This is a genomic window from Thiothrix lacustris DSM 21227 (assembly GCF_000621325.1).
Classification (GTDB): Bacteria; Pseudomonadota; Gammaproteobacteria; order Thiotrichales; family Thiotrichaceae; genus Thiothrix; species Thiothrix lacustris.
This window is the reverse complement of the sequence record NZ_JHYQ01000006.1, coordinates 55124-77768: the sequence shown is the minus strand read 5'-3', so window position 1 is coordinate 77768 and position 22645 is coordinate 55124. Positions and strand designations below refer to the sequence as shown.

The following is a 22645-nucleotide window of genomic DNA, read 5'->3' as shown; positions in this document are numbered from 1 at the left end:
GCTTAACTGAACACCCAGCGACAAAAATGCGCTATCTTAGATAGCAGGATCGTATTGAAATGCTAAGGGGAGCCTGATGGAATACAAGGATTACTACAAAGTCCTAGGACTGAGCAAAGAAGCCACACAGGATGACATCAAGCGTGTTTACCGCAAACTAGCGCGCAAATATCACCCTGACATCAGCAAGGAAAGCAACGCCGAGGAACAGTTCAAGGAAGTGGGCGAAGCCTACGAAGTGCTGAAAGACCCGGAAAAACGTGCTGCCTATGACCAATTGGGCGAAGACCTGAAAGCCCAGCGCCATTCCCGCCCGCCGCCGGGTGGCAATGCGGGTGCGGGGCGCTCCGCCGACTTTGATGATTTCCTTGCCGACCTGTTTGCGCAACGAGCGCGTGCAGGTAGTCGGGCGTATCAGGCAAACGGTGAAGACAGTTACGCCAAGGTGTCGATTGATCTGGAAGATGCTTATCACGGCGCTACCCGCTGCTTGACTATGCGCACCACCGAGCGTGGAGCGGATGGTCGCCCCTTCCTGCAAGAGCGTACCCTGAATATCAAAATTCCCAAAGGGGTTAAGCAAGGCCAGCATATCCGTCTGCAAGGGCAAGGCAATCCCGGCGTCGGGGGTGGCAGTGCGGGTGATTTGTATCTGGAAATTGCCTTTAACCCGCATTCACTGTACCGCGTTGAGGAACTCGATGTGTATCTGGAATTGCCCATAACCCCGTGGGAAGCCGCGCTGGGCGGCAGTGTCAAAATCCCCACCCCGGATGGGTCGGTAGACATGAAGATTCCGGCGAGTTCATCCAGCGGGCGCAAACTACGCCTGAAAGGGCGCGGTATTCCAGCTCAGTCACCGGGCAATTTCTACGTCACGCTGAAAGTGGTGCTACCGGATACCCTCAGCGATAAGGCCAAGGCTTTGTACAGTGAATTGGCACAGGAACGAACCTTCAATCCACGCGCCGGAATGGGAGTGTAAGTGATGAAAACAAGCAAACTGGAAGCACTGGCAGGCATTATTCTCGAAGAAGACGCGCTGTTTTCGCTGGAAGATCTGTGCCGTACCTGCGCATTGCCTGCGGAAGAACTGCTGCAAATGGTGGACGAGGGCATTATTGAACCCCTCGACTACCAGCAAACCACCACCCAATGGCAATTTGCCGGGGAAAGTGTGGTACGGGTGCGTACCGTGATCCACCTTCAGCAAGATTTGGGCGTGAATCTGGCGGGCGCAGCCCTAGCGGTGGAGTTGCTGGATGAAATCAAGGCATTGCGTCACAATCTCAAGCCTATTCAGTAAATTTTAATGGATGTTAAGGAGTAGAAAATGTCGAGTGTCGGTTATCACGAACCCATCGAAGAACTGTCGGATGCAACCCGCGATATGCACCGCGCCATTGTTTCGCTAATGGAAGAGCTGGAAGCGGTCGACTGGTATAACCAGCGGGCGGATGCCTGCAAAGATCCAGAACTCAAAGCCATTCTGGAACACAATCGTGACGAGGAAAAGGAACACGCCTCGATGGTGCTGGAATGGATTCGGCGCAAAGACCCGAGGTTTTCCAAGGAACTCAAGGATTACCTGTTCACCGAAAAACCCATCGCGCACCCGTAAACGCCTGAATGTCAGGGGTTGTAGCCCCTGACATGGCCACTGACCCAGCGCAAGATTTCCAGCCATACGCCAATCCCCAACAGCAAGGCAAAACCAGCCAGTAACTGGGGTGCACCCATCGCGGTAAACCCCATAATGTCGCGCAGGAAAGGCACGGTAAATACCACGCTTAGCAACACCACGACTGCCCCAAATATCCCCGCAATCCACGGATTCCCACCCGTGATGCCATGCAGTACCGATTTCGATACATTGCGGTTGGCAAGGATGAGCAAGCATAAACCCAGCACCAGGCCGATGAAGATAACACCACGCATTTCCGCCGCATTGAAACCTTGACCATCCAGCAGCCAATGCCCAAACAGCAACACTTCCGCCACACCGATGCCTTGCAGCAGCGGATAAAGCAGCGTGCTAAAAGCAAACGGCGAATCCGTTAGTTGGCGCGGTGGGCGGGTCATGATGCCGCTGGCTTCCGGTTCGGCCTCAAATACAATCGAACAGGCAGGGTCAATCAGCAATTCCAGCAACACAATGTGCATGGGCAACAACAACAACGGCCAATGCAACAAGGCCGGAATCAGTGCCAGCACAATAATCGGCATGTGTACCGCGAAAGTGAACGCGGTTGCCTTGGTGATATTGTCGTAAATGCGCCGCCCTTGGCGGATTGCCGCGACAATGCTGGCAAAACTGTCATCCAGCAACACCAGCGCGGCGGCTTCGCGGGCAACATCCGTACCGCGTTCGCCCATTGCAATGCCGATATTGGCGGCTTTGAGTGCAGGCGCATCGTTGACACCATCGCCGGTCATGGCGACCACTTCACCACCTTGTTGCAGCACCTGCACCAGCCGCAGTTTTTGTTCTGGCTGCAAGCGGGTGAATATATCCACCTGCTGCAACTGCTCATGCAATTCGGCATCGCTGAGGGCGGCGACTTCCGCGCCGGTCATGACCGCAGAACGGTTGCTCAGGCTGACTTGTTGTGCAATCGCCCGAGCTGTTGCGGGGTGGTCACCGGTCATCATGATAATGCGCACCCCAGCGGCGCGGCATTCGGCAATCGCGGCAGGCACTTCCGGGCGCGGCGGATCAACAAAGCCCACCAGTCCCAGAAATGCAAAGGTGAAATCGTGCTGACTTTGCGGCAACTCAGTGCCTTGCCATTGGCCTTTGGCGACGCCCAATACGCGCAAGCCGCGCTCCGCCATTTGGGTTACTTGCTGCTGGATCGTATCGCGCTCAGCGGCAGGCAGATGGCACAAATCCGCCACCGCTTCGGGTGCACCTTTGCACGCCAGTAAGTGTTCGCTGGCTTCAGTGCTAGAGAACACCTGCGTCATCGCCAGTATATCCGCCGACAAATCGTACTGAAATTCCGGCGCTTGCGAATGCCAATGTTCCGTGTCCCTCAACCATTGCTGCGCGAACACTTGAATGGCTTTTTCCATCGGGTCGAAAGGGTCCAGCGGCGTGGCTAACAGGGTAAATTCGGCGAGTTCGTGGAAGGCTTCGGGCAAAGCGTTTGCGCCGTCGTCGCGGAAGCTTTCACCTGCTGTTAGCAATTCCGCCATCTTCATGCGGTTTTGGGTGAGCGTGCCGGTTTTATCCACCGCCAATACGGTGATTGCGCCCAAAGCTTCAACGGCTGTCACCCGTCGCGTTAATACTTTTTGCCGAGAAATACGCCATGCACCCAAAGCCAGAAACACGGTGAGGATTACTGGAATTTCTTCCGGCAAAATCGCCATGGCCAGCGTAATGCCGGACAACAAACTATCCAGAAACGCCCGCCCGTCCCACAACCAGCCGAGCAACACCAGCAATGTGGCAAGCGCCAAACCCACGATGGTCAGGGTGAGAATCAGTTTACGTGAAGCTTGTTGCAAGCCGGACGGCGCTTCCTGTGTGGAGGACAACGCTTGCCCGATACGCCCGACGGCGGTATTGATGCCGGTCATGTATACTTCCGCCATCCCCACGCCTTTGGTCACGACGGTGCTGGCATACAGGGAGGCGGTGCTTTCGCCATCGGGTTGGGCAAAGCGGGTTCCTGCCGCTGCGGACGACTTGTTGACGGGCACGGCTTCACCCGTGAGCAGGGATTCGTCCACGCTCAACTGCCCGTCCAGCAGCAAGGCATCAGCGGGAATGCGGTCGCCTTCGTGCAGCACCAGCACATCGCCGCGTACCACTTCGCGCCCCGGAATGCGAATTTCCTGCCCATCACGTATCACCAAGGCACGCGGCGCAGACAGGTCACGCAAGGATTCCAGCGCCCGTTGCGTCTTGCGCTCTTGTGCCAAAGTAATGCCGATGATGATGAACACGAAGCCGAGCAGGAACAAGGCTTCAGCACGATCACCCAGCACGAGGTAAATACCGCCCGCTACCAAGAGCATCAGGAACATAGGTTCGGTGAATACGTTCAAGGCGATGCTGAACAAGGATTTGGGGGTACTGCCGGGAAGCAGGTTGCCGCCTTCAGATGCCAAACGGCGGGCGGCTTCAGCTTGGCTAAGGCCTGTGTGTGTTGTTTTCATCATGGTAACGATGCTCGGTTGGCTTTATCCGAATCAATGCGCCCGTCCACCAATTCAATAATGCGGTCGCAACGCTGCGCCAAACGCGGGTCGTGGGTAACGATTAAAAAGCTGGTATCGCTGGCTTCATTCACGCGGCGCAGCAAATCAAACACGTTATCGGCAGATTGGGTGTCGAGGTTGCCGGTAGGTTCGTCGGCGAGCACCAGCGCGGGTTGCATCACCAACGCGCGGGCAATGGCAACGCGCTGTTGTTGCCCACCCGATAAATCATTGCTCATGTGCTTACCCACTTTGCTCAGCCCGACTTGCTCAATCAGCTCCGCAGCGCGTAAGCGCATCGCCTCATCAGGGCGACCACGAGCGGCGAGCATGGGCAACATCACGTTTTCCAGCGCGGTGAACTCAGGCAGTAAATTGTGGAACTGGAACACAAAACCGATGGCTTTGGCACGCAACAACGTGAGTTCACGATCCTGCAAGTGGCTAGTCGCCTGCCCGGTGATGAACAGCTCCCCCGCTGTAGGCTTGTCGAGCAAACCAATCAAGTTCAGCAGGGTACTTTTACCCGACCCCGAAGGGCCAATCAGCGCAACAAATTCGCCACGTTCGATGGTCAAATCCAGCCCGTGCAGCACTTCGGTTTCAGCAGGCAAACCGATATTGTAGGCTTTACGGATGCCCTTGAGTTGCAGGGTAATGGCGTTAAGGTCAGCCACGAATCGCCACCGCCGGGTCAAGCCGCGCAGCCTGCAATGCCGGGAACAGCGCAGCCAGTGTTCCCACCAATGTTGCGCCCACGGCTGCGTACACAAACAGCATCGGGTCAAACGTAATCGGGAACAATTGTGTACCATCGGCGTTAACCGCAATCTTGCGCCACGCATTTAAAAACAGCCAACCGACTACCGCGCCTAGCAGCGAACCTATTAAGCCCGTCAACGCGCCTTGCAGCAAAAACAGCCGCAAAATTTGCTGCCGCGACGTGCCCGTCGCCCGCAAGATGCCAATCGCTTTAGATTTCTGCACCACCGATACCACCAGTACGCTGGCGATACCCAAGGCGGCAGTCAGCCCCACGAAAAAGCGAATCACGGTGTTAGACATGGACTGTGCCTCCAGTGCGCTAAAGAATTGCGCGTTGGTGGCAATCCAACTGTCGACCTTCAAGCCGGTTTGCGCCTGAATGGTTTGCGCCACGGTTTCCGCTGTAAACGGCGCTTCCAGATTAACTTCGACACTGGTGACACCGCCTGCCAAATCGAGCAGGCTTTGCGCAGTACGCAGCGCAATGTACACCGAACGTGAATTCATTCCGCTATTGCCGAAATCAAAAATGCCGCGAATGCTCAAGGTTGCCGTGCCGCCGGAAGCGGTTTGCAAATTGAGTTTATCGCCTGTCCACACGCCCAAATCTTTCGCCAAATCCATACCGACCAAGATGTCCGTGCCAGTGATATTGGCTGTGCCTGCGATGATTTTGCTATTGAGGGCGATGAGTTGCAGGTAGGTTTCGGGTTCAATGCCGGTTAAGCCGACGGCTTTGTTGGCTTCACCGCGAACGATAAAACCCGCCCCCGCTACCACCGGAGCAACCACGCTAACCCCGTCCATTTTGGCTACTTGGGCGAGTACGGTTTGCCATTGGTCGACCGACTGCAAGCGTTGCGCCCGTGGCTGTACCAGCGTGGCGAGCATCCCTTCCCCCGCTTTATGCAAGGGGCGGGACACTTCTTTAGGCGGCAGAATCACGATTTGCGCCTGAAAATCCAGCGTGCGGCGAAACAGATTGGTTTGCAGGCCGCTAATCAGGGCAGAGATAAACACAATCACCGATACGCCGAGAGCCACACCCGACATGATCAGCAAGGTTTGCATCCGGGCTTCGCGCATGAAGCGAATCGCCAGAATCCATTCAAACGGGAAGACAGTATTCATGGCGGCAATGTCACCCGCACGTGCTGGTCAGCTTTGATCAGAGGGGTGCTTGCCAGAATCACGGGTTCGCCTGCGGCTAGACCGCTTAACACTTCCACGTTTTCATCGCCACGCAAGCCCAGCGTCACGGTTTGATGGACAGTGCGGTTATTGCGCACCACCAGTACCCACGGCGCATCACTGCTGGCCTCCCGTAATGCCCCGGTGGGAATCACCAGTGCGTCAGGCTTTTGGGCGGTTTCTATGTCGACTGAAACGGTCATGTCTTGGCGCAAATAATCCGGCGGGTCTTTGACGCGCAGTTTTACTTCTATTGAGCCGCGTGTGGCATCTACGCCGGGGTTGATGTAGGCGACTTCGGCATTAAAACGTTGTTGGGGGAAGGCATCGGCGGAACTCAACGCGGCTTGGCCGAGGGCGAGTTTGGCAAGGTTCTTTTCGTCGATTTGCACTTCGATCTGGGTTTCGCCTTGCGCTGCCAACACCATCAAGGCTTTGCCTGCGCTGGCAATATCGCCCGGTTCGATGCTGCGGCTGATCAGCGTGCCGTCAGCGGGCGCAAGGATAGTATCTTGTGCCAACTTGACCTGTGCGAGTTGCAAGGAAGCGCGGGCTTGTGCCAAGGCGGTTGTGGCAAGCAGGGCATCGCTGCCGTTAGGTTGGTTACTTTGTACTTGTAACTGGGCTGCCGCCAGCTTGCTGTTGGCGACATCGAGGTTGCGCTGGGCGGTATCCAATTCAGTTTTGCTGATGTATTTTTGGTTGTTGAGCGTGCGGATGCGGGTAAGTTGCAAGCGGGTTTGTTCGACATCGGCTTGTGCTTGGCGCAGTGTTTCTTGCGCGGTGGGCAGGCTGACTTCACGTTGCTGGCGCAGTTTGGCTTCGGCGAGTGCTACGGCAGTGGTTGCTTGCGCGAGGCTGGCGCGGTCGGTGCTGTCTTCTAGCTGGATGAGTAATTGCCCGCGTTTGACTTGCTGACCTTCTTTCACCGGAATTTTACTAACCCGCCCGGTGACTTCCGCCGCTACGGAGACGCGCTGTGGCCAAGTGACACGCCCGCTGGCGACGACGGTTTGGCGCAATTCGCCCTTCATGACGGCATGGGCTTCAACAGGTGTGCCGAAGATCAGATTGCGGGCGACATAGCCGCTAAAAAGCAGTCCAATCATAAAGGCAGTTACGATTTTTGCGGAAACACTCATTCCTAATAATTTACTCTTCTGTAAGGCGCTGCACGCAAACAGTCTGTGCGGTAGCATTCACCGCCGGACCAAACTGATTATAGACTGCCACATCTGCCGCATCTCGACCATACCCGAGTACCACATAACCGCCTTTCATCTCAGCTTGTGTGGCATCAAACGTATACCAGCGCCCGCCCACATAGGCTTCAAACCAAGCGTGTAAATCCATTGGTTCGAGTTCGTAGAGATACCCCACTACCATACGTGCCGGGATGGTGAGGCTGCGACACAGCGCAATACCAAGGTGCGCAAAGTCACGGCAAACACCCGATTGCTTGAGGTTAACTTCCACCGCTGACACCGGAACATTGCTGCTGCCCGGTGCAAAGAGGATATTGGCACGCAACCACGCCACAATCGCGGCGACCTGATCGTAACCCACCAATTGGTCTGCGGTAATTTCGGTTGCCATTTGCCCAAAGCGGTCTGATTCACAGTAACGGCTGGGCAACAAGTAACTGAGTTCCGCATCGGGTAAATCCTGAACGGCAACAAACGGCGCTCCCGGTGCTTGGTCCACGTCATCAGCGGTCATTACTTCGGCCGAGGTGTATACAGTGAAAATGCCCGGCGGTGCAACCAACCGCTGGCAAAGGTTGCCGTAGTTATCAGTAAATTCAAACACCGGCACACTAGGCACGAGTCGGTATTCTTCACGGGTAATCCATTGCTGCATACCACTGCGGGGTCGCAACATCAGCACAAACGGCGTCGGTGTAGGAATCTCGAACGCCAAATCACAACTTGTATATAAACGCATAGTGTTACTCAGGTGCATCCACGTAGGAAATACAGCGCTAGCAAGATCGGAACCGGAATTCCTACGAGCCAAAGCAATATCCAGCCTATTTTGCCTTTTTCTTTGCTACGCATAGCGCATGTCTCCTTAAGACTGTAAGAGTCACTGCACTAGCAGTTAATTTACGTAACGTTTTCATTTCAAATACCCCATGCCCATTAATAGGGAAAATGGTTAAACAAATTATTCATGCAACGTTGCTACCACTTCAGACGATAGGCAACGCCCATGAATAATGACAAAATTTGTAGGTTTTTATTTTTTCAAGGCAGCTTCTGCTTCCTGTTTTTCTCGTGCCGCTTTTTCAGCAATACTTTCAGCGGTATTCCCGACAGCATCCGAAGTGGCGGCTTTGGCTTTATTGGCTTCCTCTTGCATCGCATCGGCGGCTTCACCTGCTTTCTGCTTAACCTCATCGGCCGCATCTTGCATGTTTTCTTTGGCCTCATGCGCGGCATCTTTCATGGTTTCATTCGCGTTGTGAGCAGCATCCATTGCCTTCTTTTCAGTATCATTGTCACAGCCAAGCAAAGTTGCTGCGATTAACAGGGGAAATAAAACAAGATTAATTTTCATAAAAACTCCATTAAAGATTCGTTTCGAGCTTCATGCCTTCGGCATCAATTTTTAAGCCAGTGATGGCAGCTTCAGCTTCTTCAAGGCTAAAGTCATAACGTTCTTGTAATTTACCGACAAGCACTTCAACCTTGCCGCCGATTTCCAGTAAATCATCGTCAGTCAATTTACCGAATTTCTCGCGCACTTTGCCTTTCACTTGATGCCAGTTTGCTGACACATAATTCGTATTCATGGCGCTAATCCTTTAAAGTGTTTATTGGTTTTTCTAATGTTATTAAAAAATAAGGCAACCCACGTTTTCTTGGAAAGAGGGAGTGAATAAGTGAGCCACCTTAAATATGCTAGTGTGTTAGCAAAACTTGCTGGAAGGGGAACAGAATCAGGCTTTGAACTTATCAGCCGCATGTTGAACAGAATTACTCAACGTACTCCATGCACTTTCAACACCATCTTTAAGATTCTCCCATGCGCCATCGCTGGCTTCACCTAATTCTTTCAATTTAGTCTTGGTGTCATCGAATCGTTGTTCAAGCTCACTCATCTGCTCGTCATAACTAATACGGGCATCGGCTGAAGCCACTTTGGCGCGGGCTTTGAATTCGGCTAATTTAGCTTGAACCAAGACTAGCTCGGCTTCAACTTTTTTTTGGTAATTTTCTTTAGTGTTCATATTAAATCCATTTCTCTGTGATTAATCGAATTTTATCTTTATCTTTATCTTTATCTTTATTTCTTGACACTCAATGAAAAATAAGAAGATAAAATTTATAATTTCATTAAGCGCCAATTCTACAAACATAGCAAGGTTAATCAGAGAAAAATGCCAATAACCGCAGAATCAAAAAAGAAAAATTAATTAGAATTATTGAATGTCTATTATTAGGCTGATAACTCAGCATTTCTGAGAAATGCTGAGTTATTATTACAATGCTGTTACCCAAACGCCTACATCAAGCGTTGCGCCGGGTGGCCCCACAAATGCCCCAGCAACCGGCGGCACAGATTCAGGCAAACGGGCAACGGCCACCGCAATGTGATCTGTTCCTACCAGCTTTCCAATGGTCGGGTCAAAGCCTTTCCAGCCCGCCCCCGGCAAAAACACTTCAGCCCAAGCATGAGTAGAACCAAAATTCACTGAGGATGGCTCAGCATCAAGATAGCCACTCACAAAACGGGCAGCAAAGCCCAAACTGCGGGCAGCTTCCATGAACAAGTACGCCGAGTCACGACAGGAACCTGTACACCGCTTCAGCGTTTCAGAAGCAGATTGCACGCCCGGTTCTTCGCGCAGTTGATAAACCAGCTTTTGCTGAATCCGCTCACCAAGACGTTGTAACAACGTGTAGGTTTGAATACGTTCACCCGGCTGCCATATCGTCGCCACCCACTTTACAAACAAGTCGCTAACTGGCTGTCTCACTTCCATATAAGGCGCCAGCACCACCTTGTCTTCTGGTTGGTAGGCAAATGGGTAATGCGTTGCGTAATCAGCTACCAGAAAATCCAAGGGAGCTTCATTGTATTGCTGGATAATGATTTCGCTTTCAATCCGCAATTGCATCGTAGGGGAATCAAACGTGGCAATGGCCACGGAATTATCCTCCACATCACGATGCCAGCGCAGGGTTGCAGCGGGTGTAATATCCAGTGACGACGATTCGATACGTAGCTCATAATCTTCCCTTGGACGCAGGCGCAGAATATGCGTGCCAAGCACTACGGGTGCTGTGAAATTATAGTAAGTTCGATGTAAAATTTTATAACGTTTCATAACGATTATTTTCCTGTATGTAGTGTATGGAGCACAGTCACTTGATGCTCAACTCGATCATCCACCAACGGAATACTGCCATTCTGCTGCTCAAGCCCATCTAGACTCACACTCGCAGCACCAACCACCTGTTGGATAATAATATGGTAGACCGTCTCCCGATAACGGTAACGCATCTTAAATGTGCTCCAATCCTGGGGTAAAGATGGCTCGAAACGCAGACTATCGCCTTCACGGCGCAGCCCCAACAGCGATTCTGTTATCAGCCGGTACATCCAGCTTGCCGAACCAGTGTACCACGTCCAACCACCACGCCCGGTATGCGGTGCAATGCCATACACATCCGCCGCTACCACGTATGGCTCGACCTTGTAGGTGGCGATGCCATCTGCGGATGTCCCATGGTTCACAGGATTGATCATGCCCAGCAATTCCCATGCACGTTCGCTGTCGCCTAAACGGGCAAACGCCATCGCAGCCCAAATCGCGGCATGGGTGTATTGCCCACCGTTTTCGCGCACCCCCGGCACATAGCCCCGAATATAACCGGGGTTCAAATCAGACGTATTGAACGGCGGGTCTAACAATTGCACCAGTGCATGGTCGCGGCGCACCAGATGGGTATTCAGCGATTGCATGGCCTGTAAGCTGCGTTCCGGCGAACCGATCCCGGAGAGTACCGACCAACTTTGTGCAATCGAATCAATCTGGCATTCCGGGTTAGTGCTGGAACCCAGCGGCGTGCCGTCATCGAAGTAAGCGCGGCGATACCACGCGCCATCCCAGCCGTGACGTTCGAGGTTCTGGTGCAATTGGTAACGTTCCTGCTGACAACGTTCAGCGAAAGGAATGTCATTGTGCAGCCGTGCCAGTTCGGCAAATTGCCCCAGCACTTCGCACAGGAAAAAGCCCAGCCAGATGCTTTCGCCCTTGCCTTCAATGCCGACCAGATTCATGCCATCGTTCCAGTCACCCGACCCCATCAGTGGCAAACCGTGTTCACCCAAGCGCAAGCCGTGCAAAATGGCGCGGACACAGTGCTGGTACAGGCTGGCAACTTCAGCAGAATGCCCCGGCAAGTCGTAGTACGAATCTTCCCCGGCATTCACCGCCCGCCCGCTGAGGAAACCGCGCTGCTCATCCAGCACCGAATAGTCGCCCGTGGTCAGGATGTAACGGCACGTCACCAGCGGCAACCACAAATAATCATCGGAACACTGGGTGCGCACGCCCCGGTCGGACGGCGGATGCCACCAATGCTGCACATCGCCTTCCGCAAACTGATGCCCCGCACACAGCAGCAAATGCTCACGAACTTTATCCGGTTCGGCATGAACCAGCGCCATCACATCCTGCAACTGGTCGCGGAAACCGAATGCGCCACCGGATTGGTAATAACCGCTGCGCCCCCACAAACGGCAACCCAGCGTCTGGTACAACAGCCAGCCGTTGGCCAGCATGTTTACCGCCGCATCGGGCGTTTCCACCTGCACCGTGCTCAAGGTTTTTACCCAATAATCCTGCACCTGTTTGAGGGCATTGCGGGTGGCCTCTACCCCACGGAAACGGTGCACCAAGGCTTGAGCATCGTGCATATCACGCCCCGCACCGAGCTTGAAGACAATTTCCCGCTCGTGTCCCGCTGCCAGTTCAAACGACACCTGAATAGCTGCGCAAGGGTCAAGGGCTGCGCCGACTTTTCCGGACAGGTAAGCCCGTTGCAGTGCCGCCGGGTGACGCAGCGTGCCATTGCGCCCGATGAATTCGGCACGGTCGCCCGTGAAGGTGTGATTCCTATCATCCACGGCGAAAAACGCTACCCGTTCCGCAAATTCCATGCTGTAAGGGTTGCGGGCGAATAATGCGCCGATAGGGGCGGTACATTCGGTAATGATATGCGGGGCTGATTTCGGGGTTAAATCGCCCAGCACCCATTCGACGTAACCCGTCGCCGAAAGCTGGCGGGTGCGGCCTGAGGCATTGCGTACTTTCAATACAGAGAATTTGACCGAGGCATCCAGCGCGACACATACCGTGAGTTCTGAATAAATGCCGTTTTCGTTGTGTTCAAACACGCTGTAGCCAAAACCGTGGCGGCTGATATACGCCCCCGCTCCCGGACACGGTAACGCGGTGGGCGACCAGAACTCGCCGCTGTCTTCGTCGCGCAAATACAGGGCTTCGCCGCTTAAATCGCTCACCGGGTCGTTATGCCACGGGGTCAGGCGGTATTCGTGGGCATTTTCGCGCCATGTATATGCCTGTCCACTCTCGGAAATCACCGTGCCAAAGTGAGGATTAGCCAGCACATTCACCCACGGCGCGGGTGTCGTCTGGTCGGCGGCGGGGGTCATCACGTATTCGCGCCCATCAGCGGTGAAGCCGCCCAAGCCGTTGAACAGGATTAGGTCGTCACGCGGCAACAAACTGCCCACAGCTTGCGGGTCATGGAAAGGATAACGGCTGGGTTTGAAAGGCGGCACGCGCACCTCCGTCAAGCTCCAGCGATTCACTTGATCCGTCAGCGAACCTTTGCTGTCACTGAGAATGGCGCGGGCAACGGATTGGATCAGGATGCGGTCTTCGCTGGAAATCTGGTCAGCATGGCGTACAAAAATACCACCGGGGCGGTCGATCACGTGCGCTTCCACACCCCACGCAATCAGCCCCATGATTTGTTCTTGCAGCACCTGACGGTAGCCTTCGCGGTCTTCGTTCCAGATCACCAGATCGACCGTTAAGCCTTTCAAGCGCCAGTACGCATGGGCTTTGACCAACTGGCGCACCAGCTCGATATTGTCCAGATCCTTGATTTGCAACAGTACAATCGGCAAGTCGCCGGAAATGGCGTGCGCCCACAGGCCGGATTGCCCCCGGTGATTGCTGATCAAGGTGCTGGCATCCGCCCGCAGCAAGGCGTGGGAATAAATCACTAAATTGGCCAAGCGGGCGTAGAGTTGCGCCTCCGCTTCGCTGGCATTGAGCTGGCGTAATACCACTTGGCTGTGCGTCCACGCCAGATCGAATACGCGGTTAGCGAGGCGGCGGTCACGGTATTTTTCCACCAGTTGCAAGCTAGCTTCACGGGTCGCGGCAATGCCGATGACCATATCGAGTGTGACCGAGGCTTCGGGTTCGAGGGTAATGCGGTGGCGGATGGCAACGATGGGGTCAAGCACTGCGCCCACGCTGTTGGACAGGTGATCGGCTGCGGTCATGGCGTGCGGGGCAACGAGGGTTTTGCCCCGCCCAATGAATTGCGCCCGGTCGGTTTCATAGGAAATACCGTTGGAATCGCCTTCATGTACCGCCATTAAATGGAATAGCCACGGGCTGTGTTCATCGAGGGCACGCGGGCGACGGGTACACAGAATGGCTTGCAACGGGTCAACGATTTCGGTTTGCACAAACAGCTTGCTGAACGCCGGGTGCAAGGTGTCAGAAGCCGCTGAAGCCAACACGACTTCGGCGTAACTGGTGACTTCAATGGTGCGGCGTAGCGGTGAGTCGTTGGTGATGCGCACCCGGCGCAATTCAATGTCGTCTTCCGGCGATACCACAATGTCGAGGTGCGTATCGAAATCGTGGTCACGGCGACGGAATTCCGCACGACCTTCCGAGAAAATCGCTTCGTAATGCTCTGCCGGGGCAAGCGTCGGTTGATGTGCGGTTGACCAGAATACGCCACTCGCCACGTCACGGATGTAACAGAACGTGCCCCAATGGTCGCGGGTAGTGTCTTCGTGCCAGCGCGTGACAGCCAAATCTTTGCAACGGCTGTAACCGCCACCGGCATTGGTCACCATGACGTGATAATGCCCGTTGGAAAGCAACTGCACTTCCGGGAGCAACGTATTCGGGTTATTGAGGACGCGGATAGGGATTTGCGGTTCGCTGGAAGCCAGCAAAATCTCGGAAACTTCCGCCGCTTGCGTATAGAAGGCGGTAGCTTTGGGAATGCGTTCTTGCAGCAACAACAGCGTCGCCTGAAACGGCGGATTCGCCGCAAAACGGCGTTGCATCGGCCGATCCAGCAGCAAATAGGCCAGTGCCAGCAAACTCATGCCTTGATGGTGCGCCATGAACGACTGGATCACGACCCGCTCTTCCCCGCGCCGTTGCCGGGAGGGGGTGTAATCGACCGCTTCGTAAAAGCCAAACTTGCCCACCATACCATCAGCGGCGAGGCGTTGCAGGTTTTGGCAGGCCGCTTCGGGGTCAACCATCAGCGCCATCGCCGAAGCATACGGGGCAATCACCAAATCTTCCGCCAGCCCGCGTTTCAGCCCCAAACCGGGCACACCGAAGGCGCGGTATTGGTAATTGAGATGCACATCGACGGTGTTATAGCCGGATTCCGACGTACCCCACGGCACGCCGCGCTGCTTGCCATACGCAATCTGGCGTTGCACCACGGCATGGTAGGTCTGATCAATCAGGGTATTGGCATAGGTTGGCATCACCAGCAAGGGCATCAGGTATTCAAACATCGAGCCGCTCCACGACAGCAGCGTTGGCTCGCCATCGGTGGTAATCAGCAGTCGCCCTAAGGCAAACCAGCTTTCTTGCGGCACTTGTTGCTGTGCAATCGTCACGAAACTGCACAGCCGCGCTTCCGAGGCCAGCAAGTCGTAATAACTCGCGTCGCGGTGGCGTTCCGTCACGTTGTAGCCAATAGCAAACAAGCGGCGCGGCTTGTCGTAAAGGAAATCGTATCGCATACACGCCAGAGCACTGGCCTGTAACGCCAATTGTTCCAGCGCCGCGATGCGCTCCTGCGCCTGCTGACGGCTGGCCGGAATCAGCAACAATTCCCGCAAGGTCGGAATGCCCGCAAAGTCATCACCCACCCCATCCGGCACCAGCAGGCGCAAATCATCCAGATGCGCCCGACACTGCCAAGCCAAAGCAAGCGCCCATTCGCTGGTATCGCCTACCGCAAGGTCGCTGAGGTGTTCCAGGCAGCGCTTGACCGCTGTGAGTGTGGTTGGGCGCGTGCTAGCCGCCGCTTCCAACGCCGTGCGCAGCGGAATCAAGGGTGGTGGCGTCAGATCAGACGTGTTATCCAGCAAAACCCCGACCGTATCTTGCAAGCCTTCCAGCCAACGCACCGCCAGAATCGGTTGATCCGGCAAGGCCAGCAACCCCGGTTGCAAGGTCAGCAAATGACCACCCAGATTGCCGCTATCCACGGTAGACACGTACATCGGCAACAAGGGTTGCAGCGATTGCGTGTCATACCAATTATAAAAATGCCCGTGGTAACGCTCCAGACGCCCCATTGTGCGTAGCGTATTCGCAGTGCGCTCAATCAGCCCACCCAGCGGCAAGTAACCAAAATCGTAAGCCGCCAAATTCGCCAACAACGCCATGCCCATATTGGTCGGCGAAGTACGGTGCGCCACGCCCACCTCACGGTAGACCTGATAATTATCGGGCGGCAGCCAGTTATCTTGCACCCCGACCAAATGCTCAAAGTAAGCCCACGTCTTGCGGGCAGTCTTCCGCAAAAACACGGTCTGGTCTGGTGTCAGCTTGCTGGTACGCCGAGCCAGCGGTTCACTCACCCACCAAAGGATGGCAGGCGCTAACCACCACGCCAGCAGGATAGGCGCTGCCACCAGCAAGGCTTCCGGGCGGGTCAGTACCAAATACAAGCCAGTGGTCACGGCAATGAATGGCGCAATCCACATGGTGCGGTAAGTATCCACCAGCTTGGTGCTGTCGCGATTGGCTTCGCTCGACGGGTTCCATTCCAGCAGCCGTTGCTTGGAAACTCCCATCCGCCACAGCGTGCGTAGAATCGCATCCAGACTGAAATAGGCTTCGTATGGCAAGCAAATCAGCGTCAGTGCTGCTTGGGAAAAATGCCCTTCCGCCGCCCGCATTTCAGCCGCAAGGTGTTGGCTCAGTAGCAGATCCGTCGGTTTGCGCACCAGACTCAACAAGGACGCACTCACTGAGGGGATCAGCAAAATTGCCAGCACTGCCAGCGTCCAGAAACCCGCGTCTGGCAACACTGTCCAGCCCAGCAGCAACAATAGCGTCAAGGCCGCCGCCGTAAGACTGCGCCGCAGGTTGTCGAATACTTTCCAGCGTGACAGCCACGACAACGGGTTTTTGTGGCGCTTTTGCCCCAAGCCCGGCACGGTGGGTAATAACCAGCCCAGTAACTGCCAGTCGCCGCGAATCCAGCGATGCCGACGGTTCACATCGGCACTGTAACGGTTGGGGTATTCTTCATACAACAACACATCACTGAGTAGCCCTGATCGCGCATAACAGCCTTCCAGTAGGTCGTGGCTGAGAATGCGGTTTTCCGACAAGCGTCCACTCAGTGCTTGCTCGAACGCATCCACGTCGTAGATGCCTTTACCGATGAACGAGCCTTCGTTGAACACATCCTGATACACATCAGAAACGGCGCGGGTGTAAGGGTCGATGCCGGAATCGCCGCCATACAAACGGGCATAATGCGACAGGTTCGGAGCAGAAAGGCTCACGCTGACGCAGGGTTGCAAGATGCCGTAACCTTGCGTCACCCGTTGCTTGGCAGGGTCGTAAACCGCGTGGTTGAGCGGATGCGCCAGCGTGCCGACGAATTGGCGAGCAGCGTCACGCGGAAGCTGGGTATCGGTGTCGAGGGTAATCACGTATTTGACCCCGGCGAGCGGCGTGATGTCCCCCACGATCAGCGCGAAAGCGTCTTTTGCACCGCCGCGTAGTAGCGCATTCAAATCCGCCAGTTTGCCGCGTTTACGTTCGTAGCCCATCCACACTTGAGCGTGTGGATTCCAGCGGCGCGGGCGGTGAAACAGGAAGAAAGTGTCACCCGATTCGCCCGGATATTTGGCATTCAGATGGTCGATGCCCGTTTGGGCTAGCTGCAACAGCGCCGCATCGCCTGCCAGCACTTCTTCCGACGCATCCAGAAAATCGGTCAACAGCCCAAAATGCAGGTGGGTATCCCGATTGGCGAGGAAGCGGACTTCCAACGTCTCCATCATGCTTTCAATGCTGGCAGCGTTACTCAGCATAGTGGGCACAACCACCAAGGTGCGCGACGGCAGCGGAATACCCTCGGAAAAGTCCATGCGCGGTAAGGCATACGGGGTGGTCAGCAAGGTTGCCAGCCAGTTCACCAGCGCCACCGACAGGTAGCTTGTAGCTAGCGCCGACAAGATACCCAGCAGCACGAGATGCCAACCCTGTACACCCTCGGCATGGGCTTGCAGCAATAAACCGCCGGTAAACAGCAGCGTCAGCAGCGCAATACCGCCTACAAAGGAGAGTAGAGGTAAGCAGCAAACCACCCGTTGCAGTTTCGTGAGTAAGGGTAGCCGCGTTTGCGCGACTTGTTCGAGCTGGGGTAAGCCTGCGTCGATCAGGTAAAAGCCAACGTGTGCGGTACGATCAGTTTCGCCATGACTTGCTGCGGCGGCGTGCGCCAATTGCACGGCTAAGTGCGCGACTTCGCCTTCGGAATAGTCCGTGTATTTGGCAACTTTTTCCACTACGTGGCGGTAGCGGTCGCGGGTGGCAAAATCCATGGCGCGGTAAGCACTGCCGGGGTCGTTACACAGGGTTTGCTCCACCACGCTCATGGTTTCGACGAATGCCTGCCAATCCATCGAGCCCAGAAAGCGCAGGCTGCCGATGCTGTTGCCGATCGACACTTGATCGGCGGCTTGTTGCTGGCTTTCGATCTGCACCAGTTGCTCAATGGTCAGGTGTGATTCTGCCAGCAATTGCTCGATCCAACTCAATGGCAAGCCCAACGCGGCACTCTGCCATTGCAGGCGGCGCACCAATTCCGCCACAAACGGGGTGGTCATCGGCGGGTTGGAACGCGCCATGTCCGCAATGACAATAATCAGGCTTTTGGGGTCTTGTTCCGCTGCCTCAACCATGCGATTTGCCCACGTATCGGCAAGATCCTGGTCAATTTTGTCAGCCGTAATCCGTGCGGCAATGCGCCGCAGGTTTTCGATCAGTGCCAAGCGTAACATGATGGGGATTGCCCACAATTCGCCCAGCTTGAGGGGTGTGACGCTCTGGTAAGCCGTAACGAAACGGCTGAGGCTGTCAGGGTCAACGCGCCCATCGCCGTGTGCAATGTTTTCCAGCGCAATGTCATACACACGTGGCAAGCCGCTGGATGCGCCGTCCGACAAACGCGGCAATTCGCGGCTGTAACCTTGCGGTAAATGGCGTTTGGCGGTGCGAATTTGCTCATCTATCAAATAGAAATTGTCCAGCAGCCATTCGCCCGCCGGGGTGAGCCTGCGGTTGGCACTGACCGTGGCGGTTAACACGCGGGAACATTCCACCAGCACGGCTTCGTTGTCAGAGAGGCGGTCAAGAAGTTGATCCTGCACTGATTGTTGGGTGAGGTGGTGCGTGTCTGCCAAGGTTCTGCCGTGGCGTTCCATCTGGTCGGCGCTGAAGAGTTCGGCACGTAACGGTTGGGTTTCTTTGGTGTGATCCCGCACTGCATTGACACGGAAAGATTGCGCCCCCCAGACACGGATACTGCTTAACAGGGTTTTAGGCTTGGCTTTCATGCGGTCTCTCTGGCTTGATGGGTTTTGCCCACGAACAGGGGCAGTAATGTCTGACCGAAATGGTTGAATATCAGCAGTTATGGCAGGCGGGCTGCAATGCTTTATCTTTGCAGAAAATGTAATAAGGTTTGTATTAAGCAGCGCTACGTGTCATAAAATAATGCATTAAAAATAGCTACTTTTATTAGGCGCTATATCGCCTGTTATAGCAAGACATATCACATGGCAATAATAATTCAGAAAAAATAACATAAGCAGGGGTAATGAAAATTTATAATTCAGTGTATTTCTTCGCTGATCCTTTGGATAAAGCTACTGGATATTTCGCCCGATTTTTTAGCATTTTTTCGCGAATGGCAGCCTCCAGATCAATACCAAGGTCAGTACACAGATAGGTGAGGTATACCGCCACATCAGCCACTTCATCGCGCAGACGCGGCATGACGCTTTCCAGCGCTTCGCCTTGCCGGTCTTCCCACTGGAACAGTTCCAGCACTTCGCCCGCCTCCAAGGAAAGCGAAATGGCAAGGTTGCGTGGGGTGTGAAATTGCTGCCAGTCGCGTTCGGCGCGGAACTGCATGAGTTCGTCCATAAGGTCTTTCGGTAACATGATGATGTCCTATTGAGGCGCAATAAGTATTATAATCCGCGAATACGAACCTAACAGAATAAAAAGGACTGTTCTTGTGTTGAAATTTCTTCCTGGCATTTTGCTGCTACAAGCCATCACCGTGGCCTTAGTCTTGCTTGCGCCTGCTGATTTGACTGCGTGGGGTTGGTTACGGCTGTTCATCCCAGTACTGATTGTGGGTTTGTTGACTGCATTCTGGTTTAACGCCAGTGCCGCACACCATAGCAAAGATGCCATCAGTAATCTGAAAGAATCCCATGCGCGAGAGCGTGAAGCCCTCCGCATCAATGCCGAACGCGCCAAAGCTAAGGTGATGAAAGAAGCGCATCAGGAAACCATGCAGGAAGTACGCCGCACGTCTACCCAAGCCAATATCAAAGTCGGCATGGCTTTCGCGGGTGCGGCGGGCATTGGTGGCTTGCTGTTGCTGACACAGTTCATGACACTGGGCTTGCTGATGCTGACCACGGCAGGCGGTGCATTGGGTGGTTATGTTGTCCGTATCCGGCAGGAGAAAGCCAAAGCCAATGTGCTCACCTCAACCTCACCCAACAAACCACGCTTGATTAACGCTTCACCGCCCGCTAAATAGCACCACGCCCCACTGTTTAGGGTCGGTCAGTGCCTGTTTATCTTGCGCCATCCACGCGATCTTGCCGTCGCGTGCGCCGCCATCGTCGTCGTCGTTGACTTCGACATTGACGCTTACCCGGTCTTTGATAGCGGGTTTCATGCCCAACGCCTGCCAAGGAATCCACGCTTCCAGCACATAGCCATCGTACAGCTCACGCGTATCAAAGCGGATGCTGCGCAAGGCAGCAGCGGACAAGGGTGCGGAGTCTTTCGCCAACACCACCTGATCACGGTCACAGGCAAAAATCAGGTGGAAATCCTTGCGTCCATCCAGTTTGGCATCGCGACTGTTGTCGGTATCAATCAGAAATCCCACGGAATCATCCTCCTCAGGATCTTCCGAATCCCACACCCGCTTACTGTCGTAGACCCGCACCGTCAGGAACAGGGAATCATCATCCCAGCGCCCTTGCCATTTACCAAACAGGTTGCGCTTGTCCCACACCTTGCCTTCCAGCAACAAGTCCAGCGTACTGGGGTTTTCAATGAAGAATACCCGCTCTGGATCAAAGGCCGGACGCCATACAATCACCGGATCATCCGGGTTGCGCGGCGCTGTTGCCAGCGGATTCTGTGCTGGTTTTGGCGGAGTTGGTGTTGGCACAGACGCGGGATGTTGAGCAATAAAATCCAGCACAGCAGCGTATTTGGGCGCTTGCTCACGCGGTTGACGAATGTATTCCTTCAAGCCCCAGCAACCGTACCACTGGCAAATTCGCGGGGCAGAAAACAACATCATCAGCTTGCCGCCCGCTTTGCCCCAACCATTCAGGAATTCGGTGTACAGCTCGCCCATGCGTGGGTCACGGTTGGCAGCGAAAAACAACGGGTTGGGGTGCTGGTCAGGCTTGCGGGTTGCCCAGTCCACTAGCCCCTGCCCGCCTTCGTAGCCGAGCAAATCCACCCCAAACTTGGCGGCCAGTTCGGCGTGTTTCTGCACTTTTTCCAACACTTCCGGCAAGGAGCGGTAGGAATCTTTAGCGGTAGTTAGATCAAAAATATCGTCCACCGTGGTGGCTTCGCGGTAGCCTTTGATATTGCCGCCAAAATACGGTGCAATCGCCAGCGCATCCACCTGCTTATAGGTATCGTCGTAACTCAGCACTTTTTCGGCAAAATCCGGGCGTGTATCCCAGCCGCCCAGCACCCGCACGAAGCGTTCCCTCCCGCCGAACACCTGTTCCCATGCGGCGAAAATTTCACGGGCGCGGATGGTGTAATACTCGTAACCAACATCGGCAGCATTCAAGCCCAGCGCCATTTCGATGCCTTTTTTCTGGGTGTATTCACCGTGGTTGAAATTGGTGTTCCAAATTTCGTTGGAATATTCGAGGTAGATTTTCAGTTCTGGGTCGAGGTGGTCACGCACGTAAGCTGCGTATTCGCGCACGTAATCGTCATCAGCAGCGTGGGGAATGTTGAACCACGCATCCTTATGCAAGCGGTTGGCGAGATCAACCATGACTTCCAGTGGAGTGCCGCGTGCACCATACGTGCCGCCCCAAGTGGCTTCGTCCAGACTCGGGCGATCTTGCCAGTGTGCTTCCGGGTTACGGGTAATCCCCGACATCGGCATGAAACGAATAGCGCCGAAGTCTTTCATGAAATCCAGATAGTCCGGGTTGAAAACGATGCTGCTGTAGTGATCTACGAACGATAAATACATGCCTGCTTCACCGGAACACGCGCTGGCATCGGCGACGCGCTGGAACGGGTTATTCTGGCAAATGCCACCGGGCGGCAGGATGCGGATATTGCGCAGGTAATCATCCGAGTTGCTGCGGGCAATAATCAGGCTGGCATCCAACCGTTCATTGGTTCCAGCATCCAGCGTGATGGTGTCGCGCCCCGGTTGGTGGTTAACCAGCACCGCATCGTTGCCGTAGCGAATCTCACCATCACCGTCGTACAGCACGGTGTATTCACCAGCGGGGATGGTATCCGGGGGCAATTCGCCGAGGAAACGGGTTCCCACTTCACCGCCATTGAGGTTGTTCGGCCAACCGTTGGCGTCATAGGTGACGTTTTCAGCTTTCAAGCGCAGGATGTTTTCCTGAAACGGGTTGGCAGAACGGAACAGGTCAATAAAGGGAATACTGGCGTCGTTATAGCTGATTTCATTGGTATTGATGCCGAGGAGGGGCTCCTGCTTGACCACAGGAGACTCCACCTTCCCGATAGGCGGCGGGGGAATCGGCGCAACAGGCTCAGGTTTGCGCCATTCGTGGTAGAGATACAGACCGAGTTGCAGCAGGAACAGCAACAGGGCGAGGATGAGTAGGATCTTAAGGGGTTTTCTTAGCATCCGGGGAGTTTAGG

16 protein-coding genes are annotated in these 22645 nt (G+C 54.8%); 4 read left to right on the top strand and 12 right to left on the bottom strand.

Annotation, left to right across the window (positions count from 1 at the left end):
* Nucleotides 1-76: 76 nt before the first annotated feature.
* Genes Q394_RS0104055 through Q394_RS0104045 form a run of 3 tightly spaced genes read left to right on the top strand, consistent with a single transcriptional unit; the run spans nt 77 to nt 1621 of the window.
* A complete protein-coding gene (locus Q394_RS0104055) occupies nt 77-985 on the top strand; it encodes a DnaJ C-terminal domain-containing protein (protein ID WP_028488151.1) in 909 nt (302 codons plus the stop codon).
* Nucleotides 986-988: 3 nt separating this feature from the next.
* Nucleotides 989-1306 (top strand): chaperone modulator CbpM, encoded by a 318-nt coding sequence (locus tag Q394_RS0104050; RefSeq protein WP_028488150.1) that lies wholly within the window; start codon nt 989-991, stop codon nt 1304-1306.
* 27 nt (nt 1307-1333) lie between these two features.
* Nucleotides 1334-1621, top strand: coding sequence for an encapsulin-associated ferritin-like protein (locus Q394_RS0104045; protein WP_028488149.1), 288 nt, complete (start codon nt 1334-1336; stop codon nt 1619-1621).
* 11 nt (nt 1622-1632) lie between these two features.
* Here the strand turns inward: Q394_RS0104045 and Q394_RS0104040 are convergent, their stop codons facing one another.
* The 11 genes from Q394_RS0104040 to Q394_RS0103985 form a co-directional block, all read right to left on the bottom strand.
* Nucleotides 1633-4170 carry a cation-translocating P-type ATPase gene (locus tag Q394_RS0104040; protein ID WP_038140469.1) on the bottom strand — a complete coding sequence of 846 codons (2538 nt, stop codon included), beginning with the start codon at nt 4168-4170 and terminating at the stop codon, nt 1633-1635.
* Entirely contained in the window at nt 4167-4886 is a 720-nt protein-coding gene (locus tag Q394_RS0104035) for an ABC transporter ATP-binding protein (protein ID WP_028488147.1), read from the bottom strand. Before Q394_RS0104035 ends, Q394_RS0104040 begins: the two co-directional genes overlap by 4 nt.
* Entirely contained in the window at nt 4879-6105 is a 1227-nt protein-coding gene (locus Q394_RS0104030; RefSeq protein ID WP_028488146.1) for an ABC transporter permease, read from the bottom strand. Before Q394_RS0104030 ends, Q394_RS0104035 begins: the two co-directional genes overlap by 8 nt.
* A complete protein-coding gene (locus Q394_RS0104025) occupies nt 6102-7274 on the bottom strand; it encodes an efflux RND transporter periplasmic adaptor subunit (RefSeq protein ID WP_169735873.1) in 1173 nt (390 codons plus the stop codon). Before Q394_RS0104025 ends, Q394_RS0104030 begins: the two co-directional genes overlap by 4 nt.
* Before the next feature lie 43 nt (nt 7275-7317).
* Nucleotides 7318-8109, bottom strand: coding sequence for a transglutaminase-like domain-containing protein (locus Q394_RS0104020; RefSeq protein WP_028488144.1), 792 nt, complete (start codon nt 8107-8109; stop codon nt 7318-7320).
* Nucleotides 8110-8403: 294 nt separating this feature from the next.
* Nucleotides 8404-8724 carry a hypothetical protein gene (locus Q394_RS19060; RefSeq protein ID WP_038140467.1) on the bottom strand — a complete coding sequence of 107 codons (321 nt, stop codon included), beginning with the start codon at nt 8722-8724 and terminating at the stop codon, nt 8404-8406.
* A 10-nt stretch (nt 8725-8734) separates the two neighbouring features.
* The gene (locus Q394_RS19055; RefSeq protein ID WP_038140465.1) at nt 8735-8959 is read right to left on the bottom strand and encodes a CsbD family protein; all 225 of its coding nucleotides are present in this window, start codon (nt 8957-8959) and stop codon (nt 8735-8737) included.
* Nucleotides 8960-9106: 147 nt separating this feature from the next.
* The gene (locus Q394_RS0104005) at nt 9107-9397 is read right to left on the bottom strand and encodes a sll1863 family stress response protein (protein WP_028488143.1); all 291 of its coding nucleotides are present in this window, start codon (nt 9395-9397) and stop codon (nt 9107-9109) included.
* 252 nt (nt 9398-9649) lie between these two features.
* On the bottom strand, nt 9650-10498 hold the full coding sequence (locus tag Q394_RS0103995; protein ID WP_028488142.1) for a transglutaminase family protein: 849 nt from the start codon (nt 10496-10498) through the stop codon (nt 9650-9652).
* Nucleotides 10499-10503: 5 nt separating this feature from the next.
* Entirely contained in the window at nt 10504-19062 is an 8559-nt protein-coding gene (locus Q394_RS0103990) for a glycoside hydrolase family 94 protein (RefSeq protein WP_028488141.1), read from the bottom strand.
* A gap of 271 nt (nt 19063-19333) precedes the next feature.
* Nucleotides 19334-19672, bottom strand: a complete 339-nt coding sequence (locus tag Q394_RS0103985) for a nucleotide pyrophosphohydrolase (RefSeq protein ID WP_028488140.1) — start codon at nt 19670-19672, stop codon at nt 19334-19336.
* 76 nt (nt 19673-19748) lie between these two features.
* Here Q394_RS0103985 and Q394_RS0103980 point away from each other — a divergent pair, with 76 nt between their 5' ends.
* Entirely contained in the window at nt 19749-20285 is a 537-nt protein-coding gene (locus Q394_RS0103980; protein ID WP_028488139.1) for a hypothetical protein, read from the top strand.
* On the opposite strand, the gene Q394_RS0103975 is transcribed toward Q394_RS0103980, so the two are convergent.
* Entirely contained in the window at nt 20268-22631 is a 2364-nt protein-coding gene (locus Q394_RS0103975) for a sugar-binding protein (RefSeq protein WP_028488138.1), read from the bottom strand. The two genes, Q394_RS0103980 and Q394_RS0103975, sit on opposite strands and share 18 nt — an antisense overlap.
* Nucleotides 22632-22645 lie beyond the last annotated feature (14 nt).